The 21001-nt window shown below is 38.4% G+C and carries 12 protein-coding genes; 10 read left to right on the top strand and 2 right to left on the bottom strand.

The window, feature by feature from the left end:
* Positions 1–32 precede the first annotated feature (32 nt).
* From ACZZZW_RS07495 to ACZZZW_RS07530, 8 genes are all read left to right on the top strand, one after another.
* The gene (locus ACZZZW_RS07495; protein ID WP_463492757.1) at positions 33–1061 is read left to right on the top strand and encodes an SAM-dependent methyltransferase; all 1029 of its coding nucleotides are present in this window, start codon (positions 33–35) and stop codon (positions 1059–1061) included.
* 89 nt (positions 1062–1150) lie between these two features.
* A complete protein-coding gene (locus ACZZZW_RS07500; protein ID WP_463492758.1) occupies positions 1151–2395 on the top strand; it encodes an NAD(P)/FAD-dependent oxidoreductase in 1245 nt (414 codons plus the stop codon).
* 152 nt (positions 2396–2547) lie between these two features.
* A complete protein-coding gene (locus ACZZZW_RS07505) occupies positions 2548–3360 on the top strand; it encodes a DUF1365 domain-containing protein (protein WP_463492759.1) in 813 nt (270 codons plus the stop codon).
* Between the two features lie 10 nt (positions 3361–3370).
* Positions 3371–4609, top strand: a complete 1239-nt coding sequence (locus ACZZZW_RS07510) for a class I SAM-dependent methyltransferase (RefSeq protein ID WP_463492760.1) — start codon at positions 3371–3373, stop codon at positions 4607–4609.
* 326 nt (positions 4610–4935) lie between these two features.
* Positions 4936–7392: a TonB-dependent receptor gene (locus ACZZZW_RS07515; RefSeq protein WP_463492761.1), complete on the top strand. Its 2457-nt coding sequence runs from the start codon at positions 4936–4938 to the stop codon at positions 7390–7392.
* A 322-nt stretch (positions 7393–7714) separates the two neighbouring features.
* The gene (locus ACZZZW_RS07520; RefSeq protein ID WP_463492762.1) at positions 7715–10849 is read left to right on the top strand and encodes a SusC/RagA family TonB-linked outer membrane protein; all 3135 of its coding nucleotides are present in this window, start codon (positions 7715–7717) and stop codon (positions 10847–10849) included.
* Between the two features lie 11 nt (positions 10850–10860).
* Positions 10861–12291, top strand: a complete 1431-nt coding sequence (locus ACZZZW_RS07525; RefSeq protein WP_463492763.1) for a SusD/RagB family nutrient-binding outer membrane lipoprotein — start codon at positions 10861–10863, stop codon at positions 12289–12291.
* 84 nt (positions 12292–12375) lie between these two features.
* Complete coding sequence (locus tag ACZZZW_RS07530; protein WP_463492764.1) at positions 12376–14460, top strand: S9 family peptidase; 2085 nt, start codon at positions 12376–12378, stop codon at positions 14458–14460.
* A 160-nt stretch (positions 14461–14620) separates the two neighbouring features.
* Here the strand turns inward: ACZZZW_RS07530 and ACZZZW_RS07535 are convergent, their stop codons facing one another.
* Entirely contained in the window at positions 14621–16282 is a 1662-nt protein-coding gene (locus ACZZZW_RS07535) for an ABC transporter substrate-binding protein (RefSeq protein WP_463492765.1), read from the bottom strand.
* 19 nt (positions 16283–16301) lie between these two features.
* On the opposite strand from ACZZZW_RS07535, the gene ACZZZW_RS07540 reads away from it, so the two are divergent.
* Positions 16302–16754, top strand: coding sequence for a substrate-binding domain-containing protein (locus ACZZZW_RS07540; RefSeq protein WP_463492766.1), 453 nt, complete (start codon positions 16302–16304; stop codon positions 16752–16754).
* 80 nt (positions 16755–16834) lie between these two features.
* Here ACZZZW_RS07540 and ACZZZW_RS07545 read toward each other — a convergent pair whose 3' ends face one another.
* The gene (locus ACZZZW_RS07545; protein ID WP_463492767.1) at positions 16835–18172 is read right to left on the bottom strand and encodes a sigma-54-dependent transcriptional regulator; all 1338 of its coding nucleotides are present in this window, start codon (positions 18170–18172) and stop codon (positions 16835–16837) included.
* Positions 18173–18530: 358 nt separating this feature from the next.
* Here ACZZZW_RS07545 and ACZZZW_RS07550 point away from each other — a divergent pair, with 358 nt between their 5' ends.
* The gene (locus ACZZZW_RS07550; RefSeq protein ID WP_463492768.1) at positions 18531–20999 is read left to right on the top strand and encodes a PIG-L family deacetylase; all 2469 of its coding nucleotides are present in this window, start codon (positions 18531–18533) and stop codon (positions 20997–20999) included.
* The last annotated feature ends 2 nt before the right edge of the window (positions 21000–21001 follow it).

Here is a 21001-nt window from a genome sequence, read left to right on the forward strand (position 1 = left end):
AAACCCTTTACCTTACAACCCTCTACCTTATTATGTGGTACGATAAACTTTTAGAAAACGACAAACTTCCGGATACAGCATTGCGTATCGGCATTAGAAAATTATGTAAACAGCGTTTGGACGATGAAACCCTGGGTGATGAAGAATTGCAACAGGAAAAATTTATGGATCTGGTTGCAGAGCTAAAACAATCGCCAATTGCAGTAAATACAGCCGATGCAAATGAGCAGCACTATGAATTGCCTACCAAATTCTTTCAGTATTGTTTGGGCAAAAACCTAAAATATAGCAGTGGTTATTGGAAACCTGGGGTAAAAGATATCGATACCTCAGAAGACGACATGTTGGCTTTAACCTGCAAAAGAGCCGATTTACAGCATGGGCAAAACGTTTTGGAACTAGGCTGTGGCTGGGGATCACTCTCCCTTTATATGTCGGCAAAATTTCCCGAAAGCACGTTTACCGTGGTATCAAATTCAGCTACGCAAAAGATTTTTATCGATGAAACGGCAAAGCAGCGTGGCATTCAGAACCTAACGGTTTTGACGGCCGATATGAACACCTTTACCATTGCTGATACATTTGACAGGATAGTTTCAGTAGAGATGTTTGAACATATGCGCAATTATAAATTTTTGCTCAACAAAGTGGCTTCATTTCTAAAACCAGATGGGAAATTGTTCGTGCACATTTTTACGCACAAAACTTTGGCCTATAAATTTGAGGTAATTGATGAAACCGACTGGATGAGTAAATACTTTTTTACGGGTGGGATTATGCCATCTAACCATTTGTTTTTTTACTTCAATGACGATCTAAAAATAGATAAACATTGGGTGGTAAATGGAACCAATTATGGCAAAACTTCTGAAGCCTGGTTAAGCAATATGGATAAACATAAAAAAGAAATTATGCCCATATTAGAAGATACTTATGGCAAAGATCAGGCTGTGAGGTGGTGGGTGTACTGGAGGTTATTTTATATGTCGTGCGCCGAATTGTTTAATTACAATAAAGGTAACGAATGGATGGTGTGCCATTATTTATTTAATAAAGTTTAACAAGCTGCGTCATCCCTGAACTTAATGCAGGGGCTTTATAACAGATGCTGAACTAAATTCAGCATGACGATTAATCCAATTTCATCAAAATGCAAAAACTTGCCATTATAGGCTCAGGAATAGCTGGCATGGGTTGTGCCCATAAGCTGCAACATAAATACGATATTACCCTTTTCGAAGAAGCCGATTATATTGGAGGGCATACCAATACCATCACACTCGAAGAAGATGGTAAGCCCATTTACCTGGATAGTGGTTTTATGGTTTTTAACTATCAAACCTATCCAAATTTAACCGAAATGTTTGCAGAGATCGATGCCCCTGTTATAAAAACAGATATGTCGTTCAGTGTGCAGTTCCTGCCAAAAAAGTTAGAATATAGTGGCTCGAGTTTAAACCATCTTTTTGCCCAGCGGAAAAATATTTTTAATATTTCCTACCTGAAAATGCTGATGCAGATTAACCGTTTCAATAAACAAAGTGTAGAAATATTGGATAAACCCGAATATCAGGATTATTCTATAGGCAGGTTTTTTAAAGAATTTGGCTATAGTGATGATATGCTCTGGCAATACCTCATTCCGATGAGTGCTGCGGTTTGGAGTGCCCCGATGGAACAGATTCTTGATTTCCCTGCAATTACGCTGATTCGCTTTTTTAAAAATCATGGCTTTTTAGGCTTAGATACTCAGCATCAATGGTATACGCTCCAAAATGGAAGTCAGGCCTACCGCGAAAAACTGATTGCCCCTTTTCGGGATAGAATCAAAATCAATACTAAAATCGTTTCTGTAAAACGTTTGGATAATGGGAAAGTTGAAGTAATAAATAATAATGAGGAGCGGTTCGAATTTGATAAGGTAATTATGGCCAGCCATGCAGATGAAACATTTGAAATTGTAAAAGATAAAACAGCTTTAGAAACAGAACTGCTTTCTAAATTTAAATACCAGCTAAACAAAGCTGTAGTGCATACCGATGAAAAGCAAATGCCCGCAGCCAGGCTGGCCTGGAGCAGCTGGAATTATCGCGTAGAAAAACAGGGAGAAAAGCTGTTGCCAAGTACCATTTATTGGATGAACAGTTTACAGGGTGTATCTAAAAAACAGAATTATTTTGTTTCCATAAATCCTACATCAACATTAAATGCTGAGAAAATTATTAAGGAAATCGATTACCACCATCCTTTATTTGATGTTCCGGCCATGCAGGCGCAGGAGCAATTACACAAGCTGAATGAAACAGGGCCTGTATATTATTGCGGCAGTTATTTTAAGTACGGTTTCCACGAGGATGCCTATAAAAGCGCAGTTGATTTATGTATGGGGCTTTAATTGCAGATCTCTTTTAAAGTTGCCGTTATTTTTAGCTCAGCGCAATGTAGTCTATAAATCTGTTAAGATCGATCTCTCCATTCTGCTGCGTTCCAATCAAGATGATGAATCGATAGAATAACAACCAAAAAAAAATGTAAATTGTAATATTAATGCAAATCAACTCAAACATCTACACCGCAAAGGTAATGCACCATCGCCTGGCACCCAAAAAACATTCTTTTTGGTATAGTGTATATATGTTTTACATTGATTTAGATGAATTGGATTTGCTTAGCCAAAAATTGCGTTGGTTCAGCAGGAACAGATTTAACTTGTTTTCTTTCAGGGATGCAGAACACCTCCAGTTGCCAAAAGAAAATCCAGACCAGAGCAAAAACACCCGCCAGCACTTGGAAGATTATTTAAAAGAAAACGGTGTAGATGGCACCCGGCTTAACATTAAATTATTAACCAATCTTAATGTTCTAGGCTATAATTTTAATCCTGTTTCTTTCTATTATTGTTTTGATGAGGAAGAAAATCCGGTTTGTTGCGTAGCCGAAATAAGCAATACTTACCGCGAAATGAAACTTTTTTTCTTTGGAAAAGATGAATTGAAGGAAAATACTTTTAAAAAAATTACAACAAAATATTTTTATGTTTCGCCCTTTATAGATCACGATGATGCTTTCGATTTTAAACTAAAAGTACCATCCAATACCCTCGATATCAAAATTGATGATCTGGATAAGAACGGCAATCTATTTTTTATCAGTACCTTAAAGGGAGAAAAGAAAGCATTAACCAACGCCAATATGTTGCGGTATTTTTTCTCTATACCCTTTATTCCGCTGCAGATTATGGGTATGATTCATTGGCAGGCTTTCAAACTCTGGTTAAAAAAAATACCATTTCATCCAAAAGCCGAAAACCCTGAGCTGCAACGCAACGTATATAAACCCTATAAACCTCAAATTAAATAGATCGAAGATTATGAATACGCTTACCGCTACCAGAACATCAACAGGCTTTTTTGAAAGAGTTGTGCTCAATGCACTTTCTAAAATGACATTGGGGAAATTAGAACTTTCGATGCCAGGCGGCGAAACTTTGGTTTTTGGGAACGGCGAACATAAAATTGAAGCACATATTCAGGTTAATCATGCTGATTTTTTTAAATCTATTGCGCTTTACGGCGACATCGGTTTTGGCGAAGGGTATACCGCTGGTTTATGGGATACCACAAACATTACCAATGTAATTAAATGGGTAATCCTGAACATCGAAAACGCACCTTCCATTACCGGAAGTAAAGTAAAATCGGTTGCGCTGAATCTTTTTAAATGGGTTAATAAAATTTACCACGTACGCCGCGCAAATACCCTGGCGGGATCACAAAAAAATATTTCAGAGCATTACGACCTGAACAATGATTTTTTTGCCACTTTTCTGGATAAAACCATGACTTACTCCAGTGGTTATTTTAATCCTGAAGATTTAAGTTTAGAAGAATCTCAATATGCCAAATATGACCGTTTGGCAAAACAGCTCAAAATTAAAGCTACTGATCATGTTTTGGAAATAGGAAGCGGTTGGGGTGGAAATGCAATATTTTTAGCGAAAAATTATGGTTGTAAAGTTACTTCGGTAACCATCTCTAAAGAGCAACAAAAATTGGCCATAGCGCGTGTAAATGCCGAAGGCCTGGCCGATAAAGTTTCTATTATTATTCAGGATTACCGTAAAATTGAAGGCACATTTGATAAAATTGTTTCCATAGAAATGCTTGAGGCTGTTGGTCACCAATATTTGGAAACCTATTTCGAAAAATGTCAGGATCTTTTAAAGCCCGATGGGATATTTGCTTTTCAGGTAATCACTTCGCCCGATTGCAGATACGATAAGTTGCGGAACGGTGTAGACTGGATTCAAAAACATATTTTCCCTGGCTCACTTTTACCTTCTGTTGCAGCCATGAATAAAGCCATTAATGAAACAGGCGATTTAACCCTTGTTGATTTAAAAGATATGGGTTTGGATTATGCCCGTACATTACATTTGTGGTTTCTTGAATTTAATAAAAACATTGATAAAGTAAAGGCCTTAGGTTTTGATGATACTTTTATCCGCAAATGGAATTATTACCTTAACTATTGTGAAGCAGCATTTGCCATGAGGAATATTAATGTAATGCAAATGGTTTATTCCCGCCCGAACAATATTGCCAGGTAAGAAAATTTGAAGTGCTTAGCAGGATGTTTTTAGTTTAAAATCTTAATTTATAGTAATTACCATTCACATTCCGTAATTGAGTTAAGGATTAATGTCTGTCGTTTAAGCACATAAACCTCGCAGGTTTCGAAAACCTGCGAGGTTTGAATCACAATAAATTGTCTCTTCACGCTCCTAGATTGTTAATGATTAAATGGAAAAATTTCATTTACCGACTAATCGGCATTGTTTGCCGACTAATTGATAGGGTTGGTGTAAAAAGTATAGCGTATAATTGTAACAAAATGCAATTTGCGTAGACTAATTACAAAAGACTAACTTTTAACATGAAAAGACTTCTACTATTAACCTTTATCCTTGGACTATTTTTCACTGCACAGGCCCAATTTCCGGGCGGCTTTGGTGGAGGACCAAAAAAATCTACAGTTACCGGACGTATTACTGCCACCATACTTGATTCATTAACCAAAAAACCAATTGACTATGCCACAGTCTCTTTGGTTACTGCAAAAGATAATAAATCTGTAAATGGCGGAGTAACCGATGAAAAAGGTAAACTAAGCCTGCAAAACGTATCGCCGGATTCTTATAAACTAATGATCGGTTTTATGGGTTACAAAACAAAATCTGTTCTGGTTACCACAACTCCGGCAAAACCTGATAACAACATTGGCACAATTTATATTTCAGGATCGGAAAATACTTTGGCCGATGTTCAGATTGAAGGAACAAAAGCGGTTATTGAAAATAAAATCGATAGAATGGTTTACAATGCAGAAGCTGATGGTACAAACGCAGGTGGCGATGCTACAGATGTAATGCGTAAAGTGCCCATGCTTTCAGTAGATCCTACGGGAAACATTCAACTTCGTGGTGCCGCAGTAAGGGTTTTAATTAATGGTAAACCATCTGGTACGATGGCAAGTAGCGTAGCTGATGCATTAAAGATGATTCCTGCTGAACAAATTAAAAGCGTAGAGGTAATTACAAGCCCATCTGCTAAATACGATGCGGAAGGTTCTGGCGGTATTATTAATATTATCACTAAAAAATCTAGTGCTCAAGGCGTTTCAGGAAGTGTAAGTGCTGCGGCAGGAACGCGTCAAAATAACGGAGCATTTAATCTAACCGCAAAAACAGGTCGTTTGAGTGTAAATACCAGTTTAGGTACAAACTTGGCTTACGCCCAAGATTCAAGAACATCGTTTGTAACCAATACCATATTCAAGGATGGAACTACCGACAACCGAGTACAGAATGGTGTTTCTAAATGGAGTCGCAATGGTTACAATGGAAGTTTAGGTTTAGATTATGACTTTAACGCTTACAATAACATTAGTACAACAGTTAAATTAAATAACTTTTCTAATGGGGGTCCAGGTTCATCTGAATATACTATCAATAATTTGAAAGCAACCAATATTAGCGACATGGATATGACGTTTAGTAATATGGATTGGAACGTAGATTACCGTAAAACCAGCAAAAAGGAAGGAGAGGAGTTTTCAATTTCTGCACAGCTTTCAACAGGCCGTACCCCAACAAGTTTTAGTAATACATTCATTCCTGATGGTGCCATAACCGGGCAAACGCTGACTAGTAATAATACAGGTAAGAATAATGAATACACAGCTCAAACCGATTACACTTATCCATTTAGTAAGGCTGTAGTTTTAGAGGTTGGGGCTAAAGGTATTTTCAGAGATATTAAAAGCCAGTTTGATGTTTCTGCACAAGATTTCGAATATAACCAAAATGTTGGAGCAGGTTATGGTGTAATCAGCTTCAATTTAACCAAGAAACTACAAGTTAAGGGTGGATTAAGAGCCGAATACACTCAAATAGATTTCAATACCCAAAGCAGTGGAATTCAAAAAAATGATTACTTCAATCTGTTTCCCAGTGTAATTGTATCTAGAACCCTAAAAGGTAGTACAACCCTTAAATTGAGCTATAACCGCAGGGTACAGAGGCCTACTCAATCTTACTTAAACCCATTCAGAAATACGAGTGATTTGTTTAATGTTCAGCAGGGAAATCCGCAGTTAAGCCCAGAGTTAAGTGATAATCTAGAGCTTGGATATTCAACATTTATCAAGGGATCTGTTATCAACGCATCAGTTTTTTATCGCCGTACAGGTGGAGTTATCGAAAGTTCTATCTCTCCAATTCAAGAGTTAAATCCGACAACAAATCAATTGGTTGACAAAACCTTAACCTCATATATCAATGTTGGTACAGCAGAAACCTATGGCTTCAATCTTTTCGCATCGTACAACATTAAACCAAAATGGACCCTGATGACAAATTTTGCTGGAAATACTTATTCAGTAACTAATACCCAAACCAATATCAATACCGGTACATATTTTAATTTCAACTGGTTTATACGCTCTGCTTATGGTTTTGGCAAAGGCTACAATTTTGAGCTTTTTAATGTGATCACCTCGAAAAGACGTACCTATCAAGGTTCAACAGATCCATTCTATATCTATGGGGGATCTATCAAGAAAGATATTTTAAAGAAAAAGGGAAGTATTGGTCTTAATGTGCTAAATCCGTTCACTAAAGATTTACATATAAAAACAGTAAACAATGCGATAAATGCAACAGGTACGATTTACCAAAGTGCTAATATTTATTATCCACTACGTTCATTCGGTGTTAACTTTAGTTATTCATTCGGTAAACTTAAGTTTACAGAGAAGAAAAAGATTAAAAACGACGATGTGAAGCAAGATCAACAGCAGCAAGGTGGTGGTATTGGCGGTGTTCAACAGTAAAAACCCAATCAACATATATATTATAAGTCTTTCCGGTAACCTGGGAAGACTTTTTTGTTTAACATGAGGTGGTTATTTAACTTAAACAATAATAATTTAAATAAGCAATTAAATATCTTCCTAATTTTTACTACAAGAATTAAATTCAATGGTTATTTGCGTCATTAACTGTTAATTTATGCGCGTTTTTGCGGGAGATTGCATTTTTGTATCAAAAATTGTACTAAAAATAGCTTCATTGCTCGCGTTTTGTTGCGTGTTCTTGTTTCTGAAAATCTTATATTGCAATTGCTAACACATCCTTAACCTAAATAATCGAGATATGAGAAAAATCTTTACCTCACTTTTTTTTCTGTGCATACTACTTACTGGTCTTTCCGCACTGGCACAGGTAAAAACAGTAACAGGGAAAATAACTTCCGCTGATGACCGGGGTCCGTTACCTGGTGCAAGTATTAAAATCAAGGGAACTTCCACAGGTACCTCAACCGATGGGAACGGTGGTTTTACCATTCAGGTGCCCGCTCCAAATGCAGTAATTGTAATTAGCCTTTTGGGATATAAAACGCAAGAAATTACTGTTGGCAGTAAAACAACAATTAACGCAGTTTTGGCTTCAGATGCTCAGGATCTACAGGAAGTTACCATTTCAACCGCTCTAGGCATTACACGTCAGGCCAAATCACTTGGTTATGCCGCGCAGTCTGTAAAATCCGAAGATCTTAATTACAACCATCAGTCTAACTTGGTAAATGCCTTGCAAGGTAAAATTGCAGGGGCAACCATATCAAGTACAGGTGGTGGCCCTGGCCAGGGAGCCAGTATCCGGATCAGGGGAGTAAACTCCATTGATCCTAATATTTCTGGCGATCCTTTGTATGTTATTGATGGGGTACAGATAGACAATTCTACCTCTACAGTTGGTGCAAATCCTGATGGAACCGCTTATGGATCAAGGGGCGTAACCAACAGGGCTTCAGATGTAAATCCTGAAGATATAGAAACCATTAATATATTAAAGGGAGGTGCCGCAACTGCCCTTTATGGTTTGCGGGGCGCAAATGGCGTGGTGGTAATTACTACCAAAAGAGGCAAGCAGAATGGCGTCAGCGTTAATTTTAACAGCAGTTATGGTTTTGATGAAGTCTTGAAATCGCCAGATGTACAAACAGAATATACCCAGGGCGTTTTAGGCGTATATACGAACCCGCCTGGAGGTATTGGCCCGGCATGGGGCCCAACCATTGCCGAAGCTAAACTGATTGACCCAACACATCCCGATCAGTTATTTAACAATTACGACCGTGCATTTGGTACGGGACAGCAGGTTAAAAACTCAATTTCGGTTACCGGAGGAAGTGATGCCATTAAATTTTTCTCTTCAATTTCGCAGCTGTACCAAAAAGGGATGATGCCAAATACCGATAACAAAAACTTTTCGGGCCGCTTAAATACAGATTTTACCATTAGTCCTAAATTTAAGGCCTCTGTAAATATGAATTTTACCAATTCTGGTGGCTATACCTACAGTGCTGACCGTTTTGGTGAAACTTTGGCCTATTGGTCACCACGTTACGATGTTGCAGATTATCAGAATCCGGATGGTTCGCAAAAATATATTGGTACAAACAACCCAATATGGGGAACAGCAAATAACAGGCTTAAAGGTGATGTAAACCGGTTTATCGGTGGTACTAGCCTGAGTTATGAACCAACAAAGTGGCTTAATTTTTCTTACCGTTTAGGGATTGATACTTATACCGATAACCGTGTGCGCACTGCCCGTGGCCCAATGTATGCCACCGAAGCCATGTACGATAATTTACAGGGTTTTTATGGCGAGTACAATACCAAATTTAGAACGATCAACAGTACTTTTGTTGCTACATTAACCTCGAAATTAACTGATGATATTACCGGTACATTAAGACTCGGACAAGAACTTTACGATCGTAAATCCAAGGAGATCGGTACTCTGGGCAGTATCCTAGGTGTTTACAATTTCTTTAACTTAGCCAATGCAGGTGTACTTACACCATCGCAAACCCTGAAACAAAAAAGATTGATCGGTTATTTTGGAGAAGCTACTTTTGATTACAAAAATTACCTTTTCTTAACCTTAACAGGCCGGAATGATATCACTTCAACGCTGCCAAAAGCAAGCAGGTCATTTTTCTATCCCTCAGCAAGTTTAAGTTATGTGTTTTCTGATCAGTTTAAATTGCCTGCGGTAATCAGTCAGGCCAAGTTGCGTTTATCTTATGCAAGAATCGGAAAGGATGCTTCAGAATATTCTACCTTTACCGGGTATTCGCCCTATATTCAGCTACCAACAGGAACAGGTGGTTTAACAATAGCACCAAATCTGGGTAATCCCGATCTTCGGCCTGAGTTTACCAATACTTATGAGGCTGGGTTAGAAATGTCGTTTCTTAAAAACCGCTTAGGCTTTGATTTCACTTATTATTACTCCTTAAGTAAAGATCAGATTATTCAAACGCAGATTTCATCGGCCGTGGGTTATGTAACCAAATCAATCAATGCGGGCGATATTAGAAACAGGGGAGTTGAGCTCGTGCTGAACGGTAAACCAATTGTATCAAAAGATTTCAGGTGGGATTTAAATGTAAACTTTTCGGCAAACAGGAACAGGGTGCTGACTATGCCTAATGGGATATCAGAAATTGTGTATGGTGCCGCAAGAGGATATGGAAATGCCGGGGTATCCATGAAACTGATCCAAGGACAACCATACGGCAATATTTACGGAAGTTATTTTAACCGTTATTATGGAACTACGCCCGAAGATCCGATCGTTCTTGATAAAAATCTGCCCTTGTTAATTGGTGCAAATGGATTTCCGAGTATTTCTGGCGGAAAGCAAAAACTGTTGGGTAATTCGCAACCGAACTATATTATTGGTATGGGCAATACCTTCAAATACAAAAATTTCAGCTTAAATGTATTGTTTGATGCCCGTTTAGGATTTGAAAAATACAACTGGTTAGAAGATTTTTATACCGCTTTCGGTTTACCTGATTACACTACAGACAGAAGAACGGTAAAAGTGTTTGATGGCGTTTTGGCCAATGGGCAACCGAATACTAAACCAGTATATATGGGGCAGAGAATTGGCCCTGACGGGGTTGATTATGGTGAAGGATATTACCGCATTTATTACCGTAATGTTTCTGAGCCTTTTGTAAGCGATGCCTCATGGGTACGTTTACGTTCGGCAAGTTTAACCTATAACTTACCTGAAAATTGGTTGCCGGCAAAATCAATCAAAAATGCTTCATTATCCGTTACCGGAAATAATTTATGGTTGTGGACAAAATATTACGGTGTAGATCCAGAATCAAGCTCTTACGATTCGGGTAGCAATAATGATGGTTCTGCCGGATTTACTTATCCATCGGCCCGTACAATCATGTTCACCCTTAATGTTGGTTTTTAAAAAGAATTACGATGCAAAAAAATATAAAATATACATTGTGCGCAGCTTTAATTGCAACACTAGCTTTGCAAAGCTGTAAAGACAGTTATTTTGATAAGTTGTCTGATAATCCGAATCAGGTACCTACAGCTACATTGAGTACCTTGCTGGCTACATCGACGTATAAAATTGGAAATAACAATTATTTTATTGGAAGTGTTGTGGCCCCTTACGTGCAGTATATTGCCAGTCCGTCAGCAAATGGTGCAGCAGATACCTACCAATCCATTGATTTTACAGGTACCTGGGATGCACTCTATTTTGCCATGGCCGATGCCAATGAGCTTAAAAAACTTGCCATAGCACAGGGATCAAGTGAATATAAAGGTGTGGCGGATGTAATTATTGCTTACAACCTTAGTTTGGTTAATGATTTGTGGGGAGATGCACCATTTTCGCAGGCATTCGACATCAACAACCTTAAACCTAAATATGATAAACAACAGGAAGTTTATACACAAGCCCTTGCGCTTTTAGATGAAGCCATTGTTGAACTGTCCAAAACCAATGCCACAATAAAACTGGCACCCACCAGCGATTTAATTTACGGAAAATCTACTGCTGAGCGGGCAAACTGGTTAAAAATGGCTTATGCACTAAAAGCAAGGTTATTAATTAAAGTAAGTAAAACCAGTTCGTATAACCCGGCAGCGGTAATTGCAGCATTAAGCAATTCGTTTACCGCTAATGCGGATGATGCTGGTATGGCCACTTTTAAAGAGCGAAACCCATGGGCTAATGTGGCTTTGTTAAATACACAACAATCATTAGGTGGATGGCTTTCTGAGCAGTTGATTGATGCTTTAAATGGTAAAACTTTTGGCGTTTTTGACCCGCGAATAGAAAAGATTACAGATAAAACGATAAACAATACCTACATCGGAACCGTTAATGGCGCAGGCAACAGGCTCCCAGGTGCCAACACAACTAAAGATGAATGTTACATTTCGGCCAATTCACCGTGGACAAGCAACACCGCACCTATACTTATTGTAACTTACGCAGAACTTAAATTTATCGAAGCAGAAGCGTATTTCGATACTGATAAAACCAAAGCTTACGCAGCTTATTTAGCTGGTATTAGTGCCAATATGGATAAATTTACAGTATCTACCGCGGCAAGAGATGCTTATTTAGCCGATCCTGTAGTTAATGTGGGTGCTAATGCTTTAACAAAAGACCTCATTTTTAAAGAAAAATACATTGCAACCTACTTAAATCCTGAAGCGTGGAATGATGCCCGCCGTTTCGATTACAAATACAAGGATTTTACTCCGCCAGTTAATAATTCGCTTACCACCTACATCCGCCGATTGGATTATCCGCAAGGAGAAAGAAGCAAAAACGGAGCAAACGTTCCGGTAGATGTGTTAAGAACAACCAAACTGTGGTGGGATCAGTAACAATCTTATAAAAAATAGTTTTTCAAGCCCTAATCATCTAATGGTTAGGGCTTTTTTTTATAATTTATCTCAAAATCACCGGCAATGAAAAAATCACTGTTTATAATTTTTCTATTACTATCAGCCTCAAAAATATTTGCACAGTCTTTTAGCTTAAAATCTGTTTTATCTTATCCTTTTCCAACACAATTGGTGGCAGCTCCTGTAGGTGCTAAAATTGCCTGGGCTGCAAATGAGCAAGGAAAAAGAAACATTTATACAGCAGAGGCACCCGATTATAAAGCAATAAAAATTACCGGTTACATTGATGATGACGGGCAGGAAATTAGCAGTTTATCTATCTCTCCCGATGGAAAATGGATTGTATTTGTGCGCGGTGGAGATCACGGTGGCCGCGATGCGAGCCCGGTTAACGCAAACTCATCTGCAATAGCACCCAAAGTACAGGTGTTTGCTATTCCTTTCGGTGGAGGCAAATTAATTACCATTGGCGAAGGCGATAACCCTGTAATTTCACCCAATAGCGGGCAGGTGCTTTTTTCCAAAGCCGGTCAGGTAATGATTGGTACATTGGATGGTACGTCTGCATCGAAAAGTTTATTTTATGCAAAAGGGATTAATGGGGCCTATAAATGGTCGCCTGATGGGAAGAAAATAGCGTTCAATTCCAACCGCACTGATCATGCTTTCCTGGGTATTTATACCGATGAGCAAAGTCCGGTTCAATGGTTATTGCCTTCTTTTTCCAAAGATAGTGCGCCGGTATGGTCACCTGACGGAAATGATATTGCTTTTATCAGAACCCCAGGTACAGGTGGTGAAACAGATTCAATTTTAACAAAAAAGCATCAGCCCTGGGCCATCTTTACAGTTAATGTAATTACCGGAGCTGGAAAACAAATCTGGAAAGCACCCGAAACATTAAGAGGCTCTTTCCCTTCAGTTGATGGTGGAGCAAATTTATTGTGGGCTGAGGGGAAGATCATTTTTACTTCTTATGAAGATGGCTGGCCCCATCTTTATGCTATAAATGCCGATGGAACCAACCGTTTATTGCTTACCCCAGGAGAATTTGCTGTAGAAAACGTGAAATTAAGTGCCGATAAAAAAACTTTGGTTTTTGCGGCCAATATGGGAAGCAATGCTGATGATCTTGATAGGAGGCATATTTACAGAGTTTCGGTTGATAAGCCCGATATGCAAATTTTAACACCCGGAAAAGGCATAGAGGCTTACCCGGTAATTGGCGGGGATAACAAAACAGTTTTCTGCTTAAGTTCTACAGCCGAACGACCATTGTTGCCTGCAATTATCAGGGATAAACAGCGCTTAAATCTGATTGGCGAATCGCTTTTGCCAACTGATTTTCCGCTTAAAGAAATGGTTGCACCTAAACATGTTAGTTTTAAAGCTCCCGATGGAAAAACAGTTTACGGACAGTTGTTTACACCAAAAAAGGTGATTAAAAACCATCCTGCAATTGTTTATGTACATGGCGGACCGCAAAGGCAGATGTTTTTAGGCTGGAATCCGATGGATTATTATTCAATAGATTATGCTTTAAACCAATATCTGGTTAACATGGGTTTTACAGTGCTTTCAGTAAATTATCGTTTGGGCATAGGTTACGGCTACGAATTTCACAAACCTTTAAATGCAGGCGCGCAAGGTGCATCAGAATATCAAGACATTAAAGCAGCAGGCGAATGGCTGGCTCAGCAAGCGAATGTTGATAAAAACAAAATCGGAATTTATGGCGGTTCTTACGGTGGCTACTTAACTGCACTTGCATTAGGAAAAGATTCGGAATTATTTGCCGCAGGTGTAGATATTCATGGTGTAAACAATAGATTTTCCAATCAGGATGCGGAAGGTAAAAAGCCAGCTCCCGATGCGCAACTCGCCGCAAAGGTAGCCGAAGAATCATCGCCGGTAAGTTATATTGCAACGTGGACTTCTCCTACACTGATTATACATGCAGATGATGACCGCAATGTGGCATTTAATCAAAGTGTGGATCTTGCGAAACGGTTTGAAGATAAAAAATTCGATTTTGAGTTTTTGGCCATTCCCGATGATACCCACCACTGGATGAAATTTTCGAATGGCTTAAAGGTGAGTGAGGCTACGGCCGATTTTTTGAAAAGGAAATTGATGGATAAGAAGTAAATCTGCTTACTGACATAAACAATCAAGAGCATCCGCATGGCTGAGCAGTTGTATTAGCCAGAGGTGCTGTCGTGATTTAAATTTTTGGTAAAAATAACACTTTTAGTGCGTGCATTTATGGTATCAATTGTGAATGCTTTAGCGTTTAAGATGCTAGTTTCTATTTCTTTTTAATCCGTTTTAAAATCATCAAACTTAAAGGGTTAAATGAGTAACCAGATATGTTATTTTGTAGCATCACTACAGATTGGTCGTAAAATAAGGGTACCACCGGTGAATAATCCATTACCATCTGATCCATTTTACGATAGAGTTCAAATCTTTTTTCGTTATCAGTTTCATAATAGCTTTTTTCAAAGAGCTGATCGAATTCCTTGTTGTAAAAAGCGGTGTAGTTTGGTCCGTTAGGCACTTTGTTTTTTGAGTAAAACATGGAAAGGAAATTTTCGCCATCGCCATAATCAGCCAGCCACGAGCCTCGGAAAAAGTTCACATTATTTTTCGACATTAAATCTCTCAGGCTGGCACTCGGACTTACATCAATTTTAGTTTTAATGCCAATCGCAGTAAGTTCGCCCTGAATAAATTCGATGAGATCTTTATAAGTAGTGGTGGTATTCAGTTTTACTTCAGCAAGGCCCTCACCTTCAGGATAACCAGCTTCCTCTAAAAGTTTAGCGGCAAGTTTTGGATTGTAAGCATAACCATGAACAGCGGCACTATCGAAACCAGGCATTCCTTTAGGGATAAAACCAGACGTTGCCGCAACACCGATTCCGTTTCTTAAATATTTAATCAGTCGATCGCGATCAATTGAATAGTTTATCGCCTGTCGGATTTTTTTTAAGCGCAGTGGTGAATTTTTAACAATAGAAAGGTTGGTATCGACCAATATCCCTACATATTCTGTGCATAAGTACGGGCTTTTAGTGAGCGTAAATTTGCCCTTATATTTTGAAGTCATTTTTCCGCTTTTCGTTAAAATATCATCTCGATAACTCCCGTCTACGTTGTAATAGAAATCCAGGTCTTTTTTTAAAAAACTCATAAATCCACTTTGTTTATCGGTAATAAAGCTGGCTTTTACGGCATCAAGATAAGGCAAAGGCTTTCCGTTGGCGTCTTTCTCGAAATAATGGTCATTTTTGAGTAAGACCAAAATTTCACCTTCTTTCCAATATTTAAACCTGAAAGGGCCTGTGCCCACCGGGTGACTTCTAAAATCTTTGCCATAATGTTCCACAATTTCTTTCGGTACTACAGAACAATATTGTGTAGTAAGCAAACTCATAAACGGTGGGAAAGGGCGCACCAGTTTAATTTGAAATGTAGAATCATTTAAAGCAATAAAATTATGTTCATCTTTTACCTTATCGCTAAAAATCCATCCACCAGATGAGGCCACTTTAGGATCGATTAAGCGATAAAAACTATATACAAAGTCGCTGGCAACAACTTTTCTTCCCTTACCGTTTTTAAATATAGGGTCGTTATGAAAGTAAACATCATTACGCAGATTAAAAGTGTAGGTGAGTGCGTCTTCAGAAATCTGCCAGCTTTTTGCGATACATGGAACGGTTTGTAATGAAGAATCTATCTGCACTAAACCGTTAAATATCTGGTTCGTCATCCAGATGGCGTTCTGGTTACGCGCAAAAGCAGGATCTATAGAAGTTAAACCCTGATCGAGATTAATATTAAAGATTTTTTTGTCGTTATGTGCTGTGTTTTCCTTGCAGGAAAAGATGATAGTTAAACAAAAAATCCAAAATATATACTTAATTGAGCCTCGCATGCGGTAAGGAATGTTATTTTTGCACAAATTAATAAATTTAATGCAGATGTCTTTTTTAAACGATTTATTTATTGGCCTTGATGCCTCTCAACAAGAAGAATTACAGGAACGTTTAGATTTAGTGGAACACAAGATTAAATTTATGGATAAAACGCCTGTTGCCTGTCTCGATACAGATAATAATCCGGTTTATTTCCTGTCAGAAGAAATTTCAGTAGCAGGCGGAATGGTAGAAACTGATATTTTAAGTGCTGTTTTTATCATTTATTACCAACCGGGCAAAACCCTGACCGATTTAATGAGAGAAGTTCCTGCGGCACTAAATACAGATTGGCAAGCCGTACAAAACAACCGCATCATTTTATTAAATGATGATGTAAACCGCGAAAAAACTGCCGAAAATGCGGTAGCACTTGTAGAAGATATTGCAGAAATGCTGCACCCTGGTTCTTTCATTTTCGGCCACGAAGGTGATAAATGGATTAGGTTTGGTGCATAAAAATATTTGCTTCAAAGGCAAGTTAATTTTATCACCTTTAAATGTTTCTGCTAGATAGTAGCTTTAGCAGCACAATTCACCTAAATTTCCTTAATCTGGTATTCTTCAATTTTACGGTAAAGGGTGGTTAAGCCTATCCCCAGTAAACGTGATGTTTCTGTTTTATTGCCCTTGGTATGAACGAGCACTTTTTGGATATGCTGTTTTTCTACCTGTTGTAGGTTATAATCGTTTGCTACCGGTGCAAATTCAAAAAATTCTGGAGGAAGCGCAGTGGCACTTAGTTGATCTCCATCAGATAAAATGACTAAACGCTCAATTACGTTTTTAAGCTCACGGATATTTCCTTTCCAGCTATGATCACTTAAAATGGAAAGTATTTTATCATCCATTTTTGGGGTAGCGCGGTTAACCTTATCGGCAAACTCCTTTAAGTAGTGTTTAGCCAATGCAGGTATATCTGATTTTCGCTCACGCAGTGGAGGTAGAATGATGGTAAAAACTGAAAGCCGGTAATAAAGATCTGAGCGGAATTTTCCAGAAGCGGCATCAGCCTTTAAATCTTTATTTGTTGCTGCTAAAATCCGTACGTTTACCTGTTGTGTTTGCGTATCGCCTACTTTAATAAAAGTCTGGCTTTCCAGCACACGTAATAATTTGGCCTGGAGATCAAGGTTCATTTCACCGATTTCATCCAACAATAATGTTCCGCCGTTGGCTTCTTCAAGTAAGCCTTTTTTATCTTTATTCGCCCCTGTAAAAGCCCCTGCCTTATAACCAAACAGTTCGCTTTCCAGTAAATCAGGACTAAAACCACTGCAGTTTAATGCAACAAAGGGTTTTGCTGCCCGCGGACTTTCGTAATGAATGGATTGTGCAAAAACTTCTTTACCTGTTCCGGTTTCGCCCAATAGTAAAACAGTGGTATCGGTGGCACTAACTTTTTTTGCAAGGTCAATGGCTTCTTTTAATGCTTTTGACTGACCAATAATCGTTTCGAAGCTATGTTTTTTTGCAATTTTATTTTCCAGGTCAGAAACCCTGCGCTGTAGATTTGATTTATCCATCGCCCTGTACAAAAGCGGTATAATTTTATCATTATCGTCGCCTTTTACAAGGTAGTCGAAAGCTCCGTTTTTTATTGCTAAAACGCCATCGGCTATTGTACCATAAGCCGTAAGGTTTATGATTTCTACATAGGGCTTAATGGCTTTAATATCTTTAACCAGCGCAACGCCGTTAACATCAGGCAGTTTTACATCGCTGATTACAATGCTTACATCGTTGTTTTTTAGTAGTTTAAGTCCATCTTTTCCTGTATTTGCTTGCAAGGTTTTAAAGCCTTCGAGTTCTATAATCCTGGAAAGTAAACTGCAGATTTTTTTTTCATCATCAATGATGAGCACCATGCCATTCATAGGTAAAATTTATGCTGCAATATTAAGTATAAAAATACCGAAAGATTAAATGATTTTTCTTCGCTTTGTGTTTGCATATAAGATTTCATTCCTCGGTCTGTGTCCCCGCAGACCGAAACAGGAATATTTTAGTTTGATATTAAAATAAAGCGGTCTGTGTAGTCACTGACCACGGATTATATTTAAAGAGATCTACAAACTAAATAAGCTTATACTAATAGATACATGTTTACACGAGCTTAAACACTAAACTCACGACCTAAAACTCCCTATTCCAAACTAAATTGTACCTTTTTCGTTTCCGAGGCCTTAAAGTAAAAGCTTTTTAAGCATATTTGATTTTTGCAAAACAAATTCTATGTTTAAGAAACTAATCGCAATAATTATACTTTGCTTTCCGGTAATTTTTTGTGCTGCCCAACAGGTGCGCCCGGCAAAATCTTCGGAAATTTATAGAGAAATCAAAACTTTAAAGCACTTGCCAAAGGTTTTATATCTGGCCGCCCATCCGGATGATGAAAATACGGGTTTACTATCATGGTTAATTAACGAGCAAAATGTAGAAACCGGTTATTTATCACTTACCAGGGGTGATGGCGGACAAAACCTTTTGGGTACCGAACAAGGTGCGGCCTTAGGCCTGATCAGAACGCATGAACTTTTAGAAGCTCGGAGATTGGATGGTGCACAGCAATTTTTTACCAGGGCGATTGATTTCGGTTTTTCTAAAAATACAAACGACACTTTTAAACAGTGGGATGCCGATAGCATTACGGCAGATGTGGTATGGGTAATTAGAAAATTCAGACCAGATGTAATTATTTGCCGTTTTCCACCTACAGCTGCTGCAGGTCATGGTCAACATGCTGCATCTGCTGTTCTAGCCGAAAAAGCTTTTAAAGCTGCGGCCGATAAAGATATGTTTCCAAATCAGCTCAAGTATGTTTCCGTTTGGCAGCCAAAAAGATTGTTATGGAATACTTTTAGGTTTGGTTCTGTAAATACTACTTCCGAAAATCAATTAAAAGCCACAGTTGGCCAGTACGATGCACAGCTGGGGATGGGTTATGGTGAATTGGCGGGTTTAAGCAGGAGTTTGCACAAAAGTCAGGGAGCAGGTACACAATCAGTTGCAGGTGTACGTGCTGAATATTTTACAAATGTTTTGGGCGAGCCATCAAAAAGAACTCTTTTTGATGGTTTAAGTCTTAATTGGTCTGACAAAGGAATTGGCGATATTGACGAACTGATTGATATTATCCTGCTATCTTTTAATTACAATCAACCAGATAAGAGTTTGCACGGTTTATTGATGTTGAGAAAGAAGATTGCCGAATTACAGGATGTAGCCCTTAGAAAAGATAAGCTGACAGCTATTGACAATATTATTTTAAGTTGTGTAGGTTTTATGGGTGAAGTTGTAACCAACCAACCTGAAGCCATTGCTGGTAATGGCTATAATTTCCGTTTAAATTTAATTTCGAGGTCTGCTACTCCGATAACCGTAGAAAATGTAAACTGGTTGAATCAAACAGATAATTTGAACCGGAAACTTGATAACGACTCGTTGTTTACCATTGAACGTAAAATACAGATTCCTGCAGATGCTTCGCCCACTGAGCCGTATTGGCTGGCCAAACCAGCTAAAAATGCAGCAACTTTCAGTGTAGCAAACGATACGCTGATCGGATTGCCCGAAATGCAATCGCCACTTAATGTATTGGTATCTTTAAAAATAGAAAATGAAAAATTTGACATCAGATTGCCTTTATCCTATAAAAAGCTGGATCCTGTTAAAGGCGATGTAATAGAGCCGTTGCGCATTATACCTCTGCTGGATTTAAGTTTTAGCGAACCTGTTTACTTTGCTAAAGAAAAAGAAGCGTTAAACGTTAATCTCCGCTTAAAAGCCAATAAGAACATCAATTATGGTAAGGTGAGTTTCAAGATCGGAAACCAGATAGTGAAGACTTTTCAAGGCATTAATTTAGCCGAAAACACCATTACCACCAAAGATTTCTTAATCCCGGTTGAAGATTTGGCCAAAATTAAAACCAGTCAAAATAAGCTGGAAGCTGTTTTTTCATCAGAAGCAAATGAATATTCGAGGGGGCAGGTACTTATTCAATATCCACATTTGCCAACATTACAGTATTTTGTTCCGGCCACAACATGGTTAATTAAAGGCGACGTAAAAGTGCTGGCCAAAAAAATAGGTTACATTGAAGGTGCGGGAGATCTGATTCCTGAGTTTTTAAGACAGGCAGGTTTACAGGTTGATGTTTTAACCGAAGCAGATATCTTAAATACAGTAAAACTGGCAAGTTATGATGCTGTGGTAACAGGAGTTAGGGTTATCAATACCGAAAAACGAATTAAAAATTGGCAAGCTGCACTGCGTAGCTATGTTGAAAACGGAGGCACTATCGTAATGCAATACAATACCACTCAGGATATGGCATTGCAAGATTTCGGCATTTATCCATTCTCCATCAGCGGTAAAAGAGTAACTGAAGAAAACGCTGAGGTTAAACTCTTAAATCCCAATCACAAACTCCTTAATTCTCCTAATAAAATTACTTCAGATGATTTTAAAGGTTGGGTGCAGGAGCGCGGAGCTTATTTCCCCGATCAATGGGATGCTAAATATGAGCCGCTTTTTGAAATGCACGATACCGGTGAAGAACCGCTTCAGGGATCAACATTATATGCTAAATATGGAAAAGGAAACTTTATTTATACTCCCTTAGCCTTTTTTAGGCAATTGCCAGCTGGCAATGTGGGCGCAGCAAGGCTTTTCTTTAACTTTTTGTCTGCTGGTAAATGATG

This window comes from Pedobacter sp. AC379, from assembly GCF_979258145.1.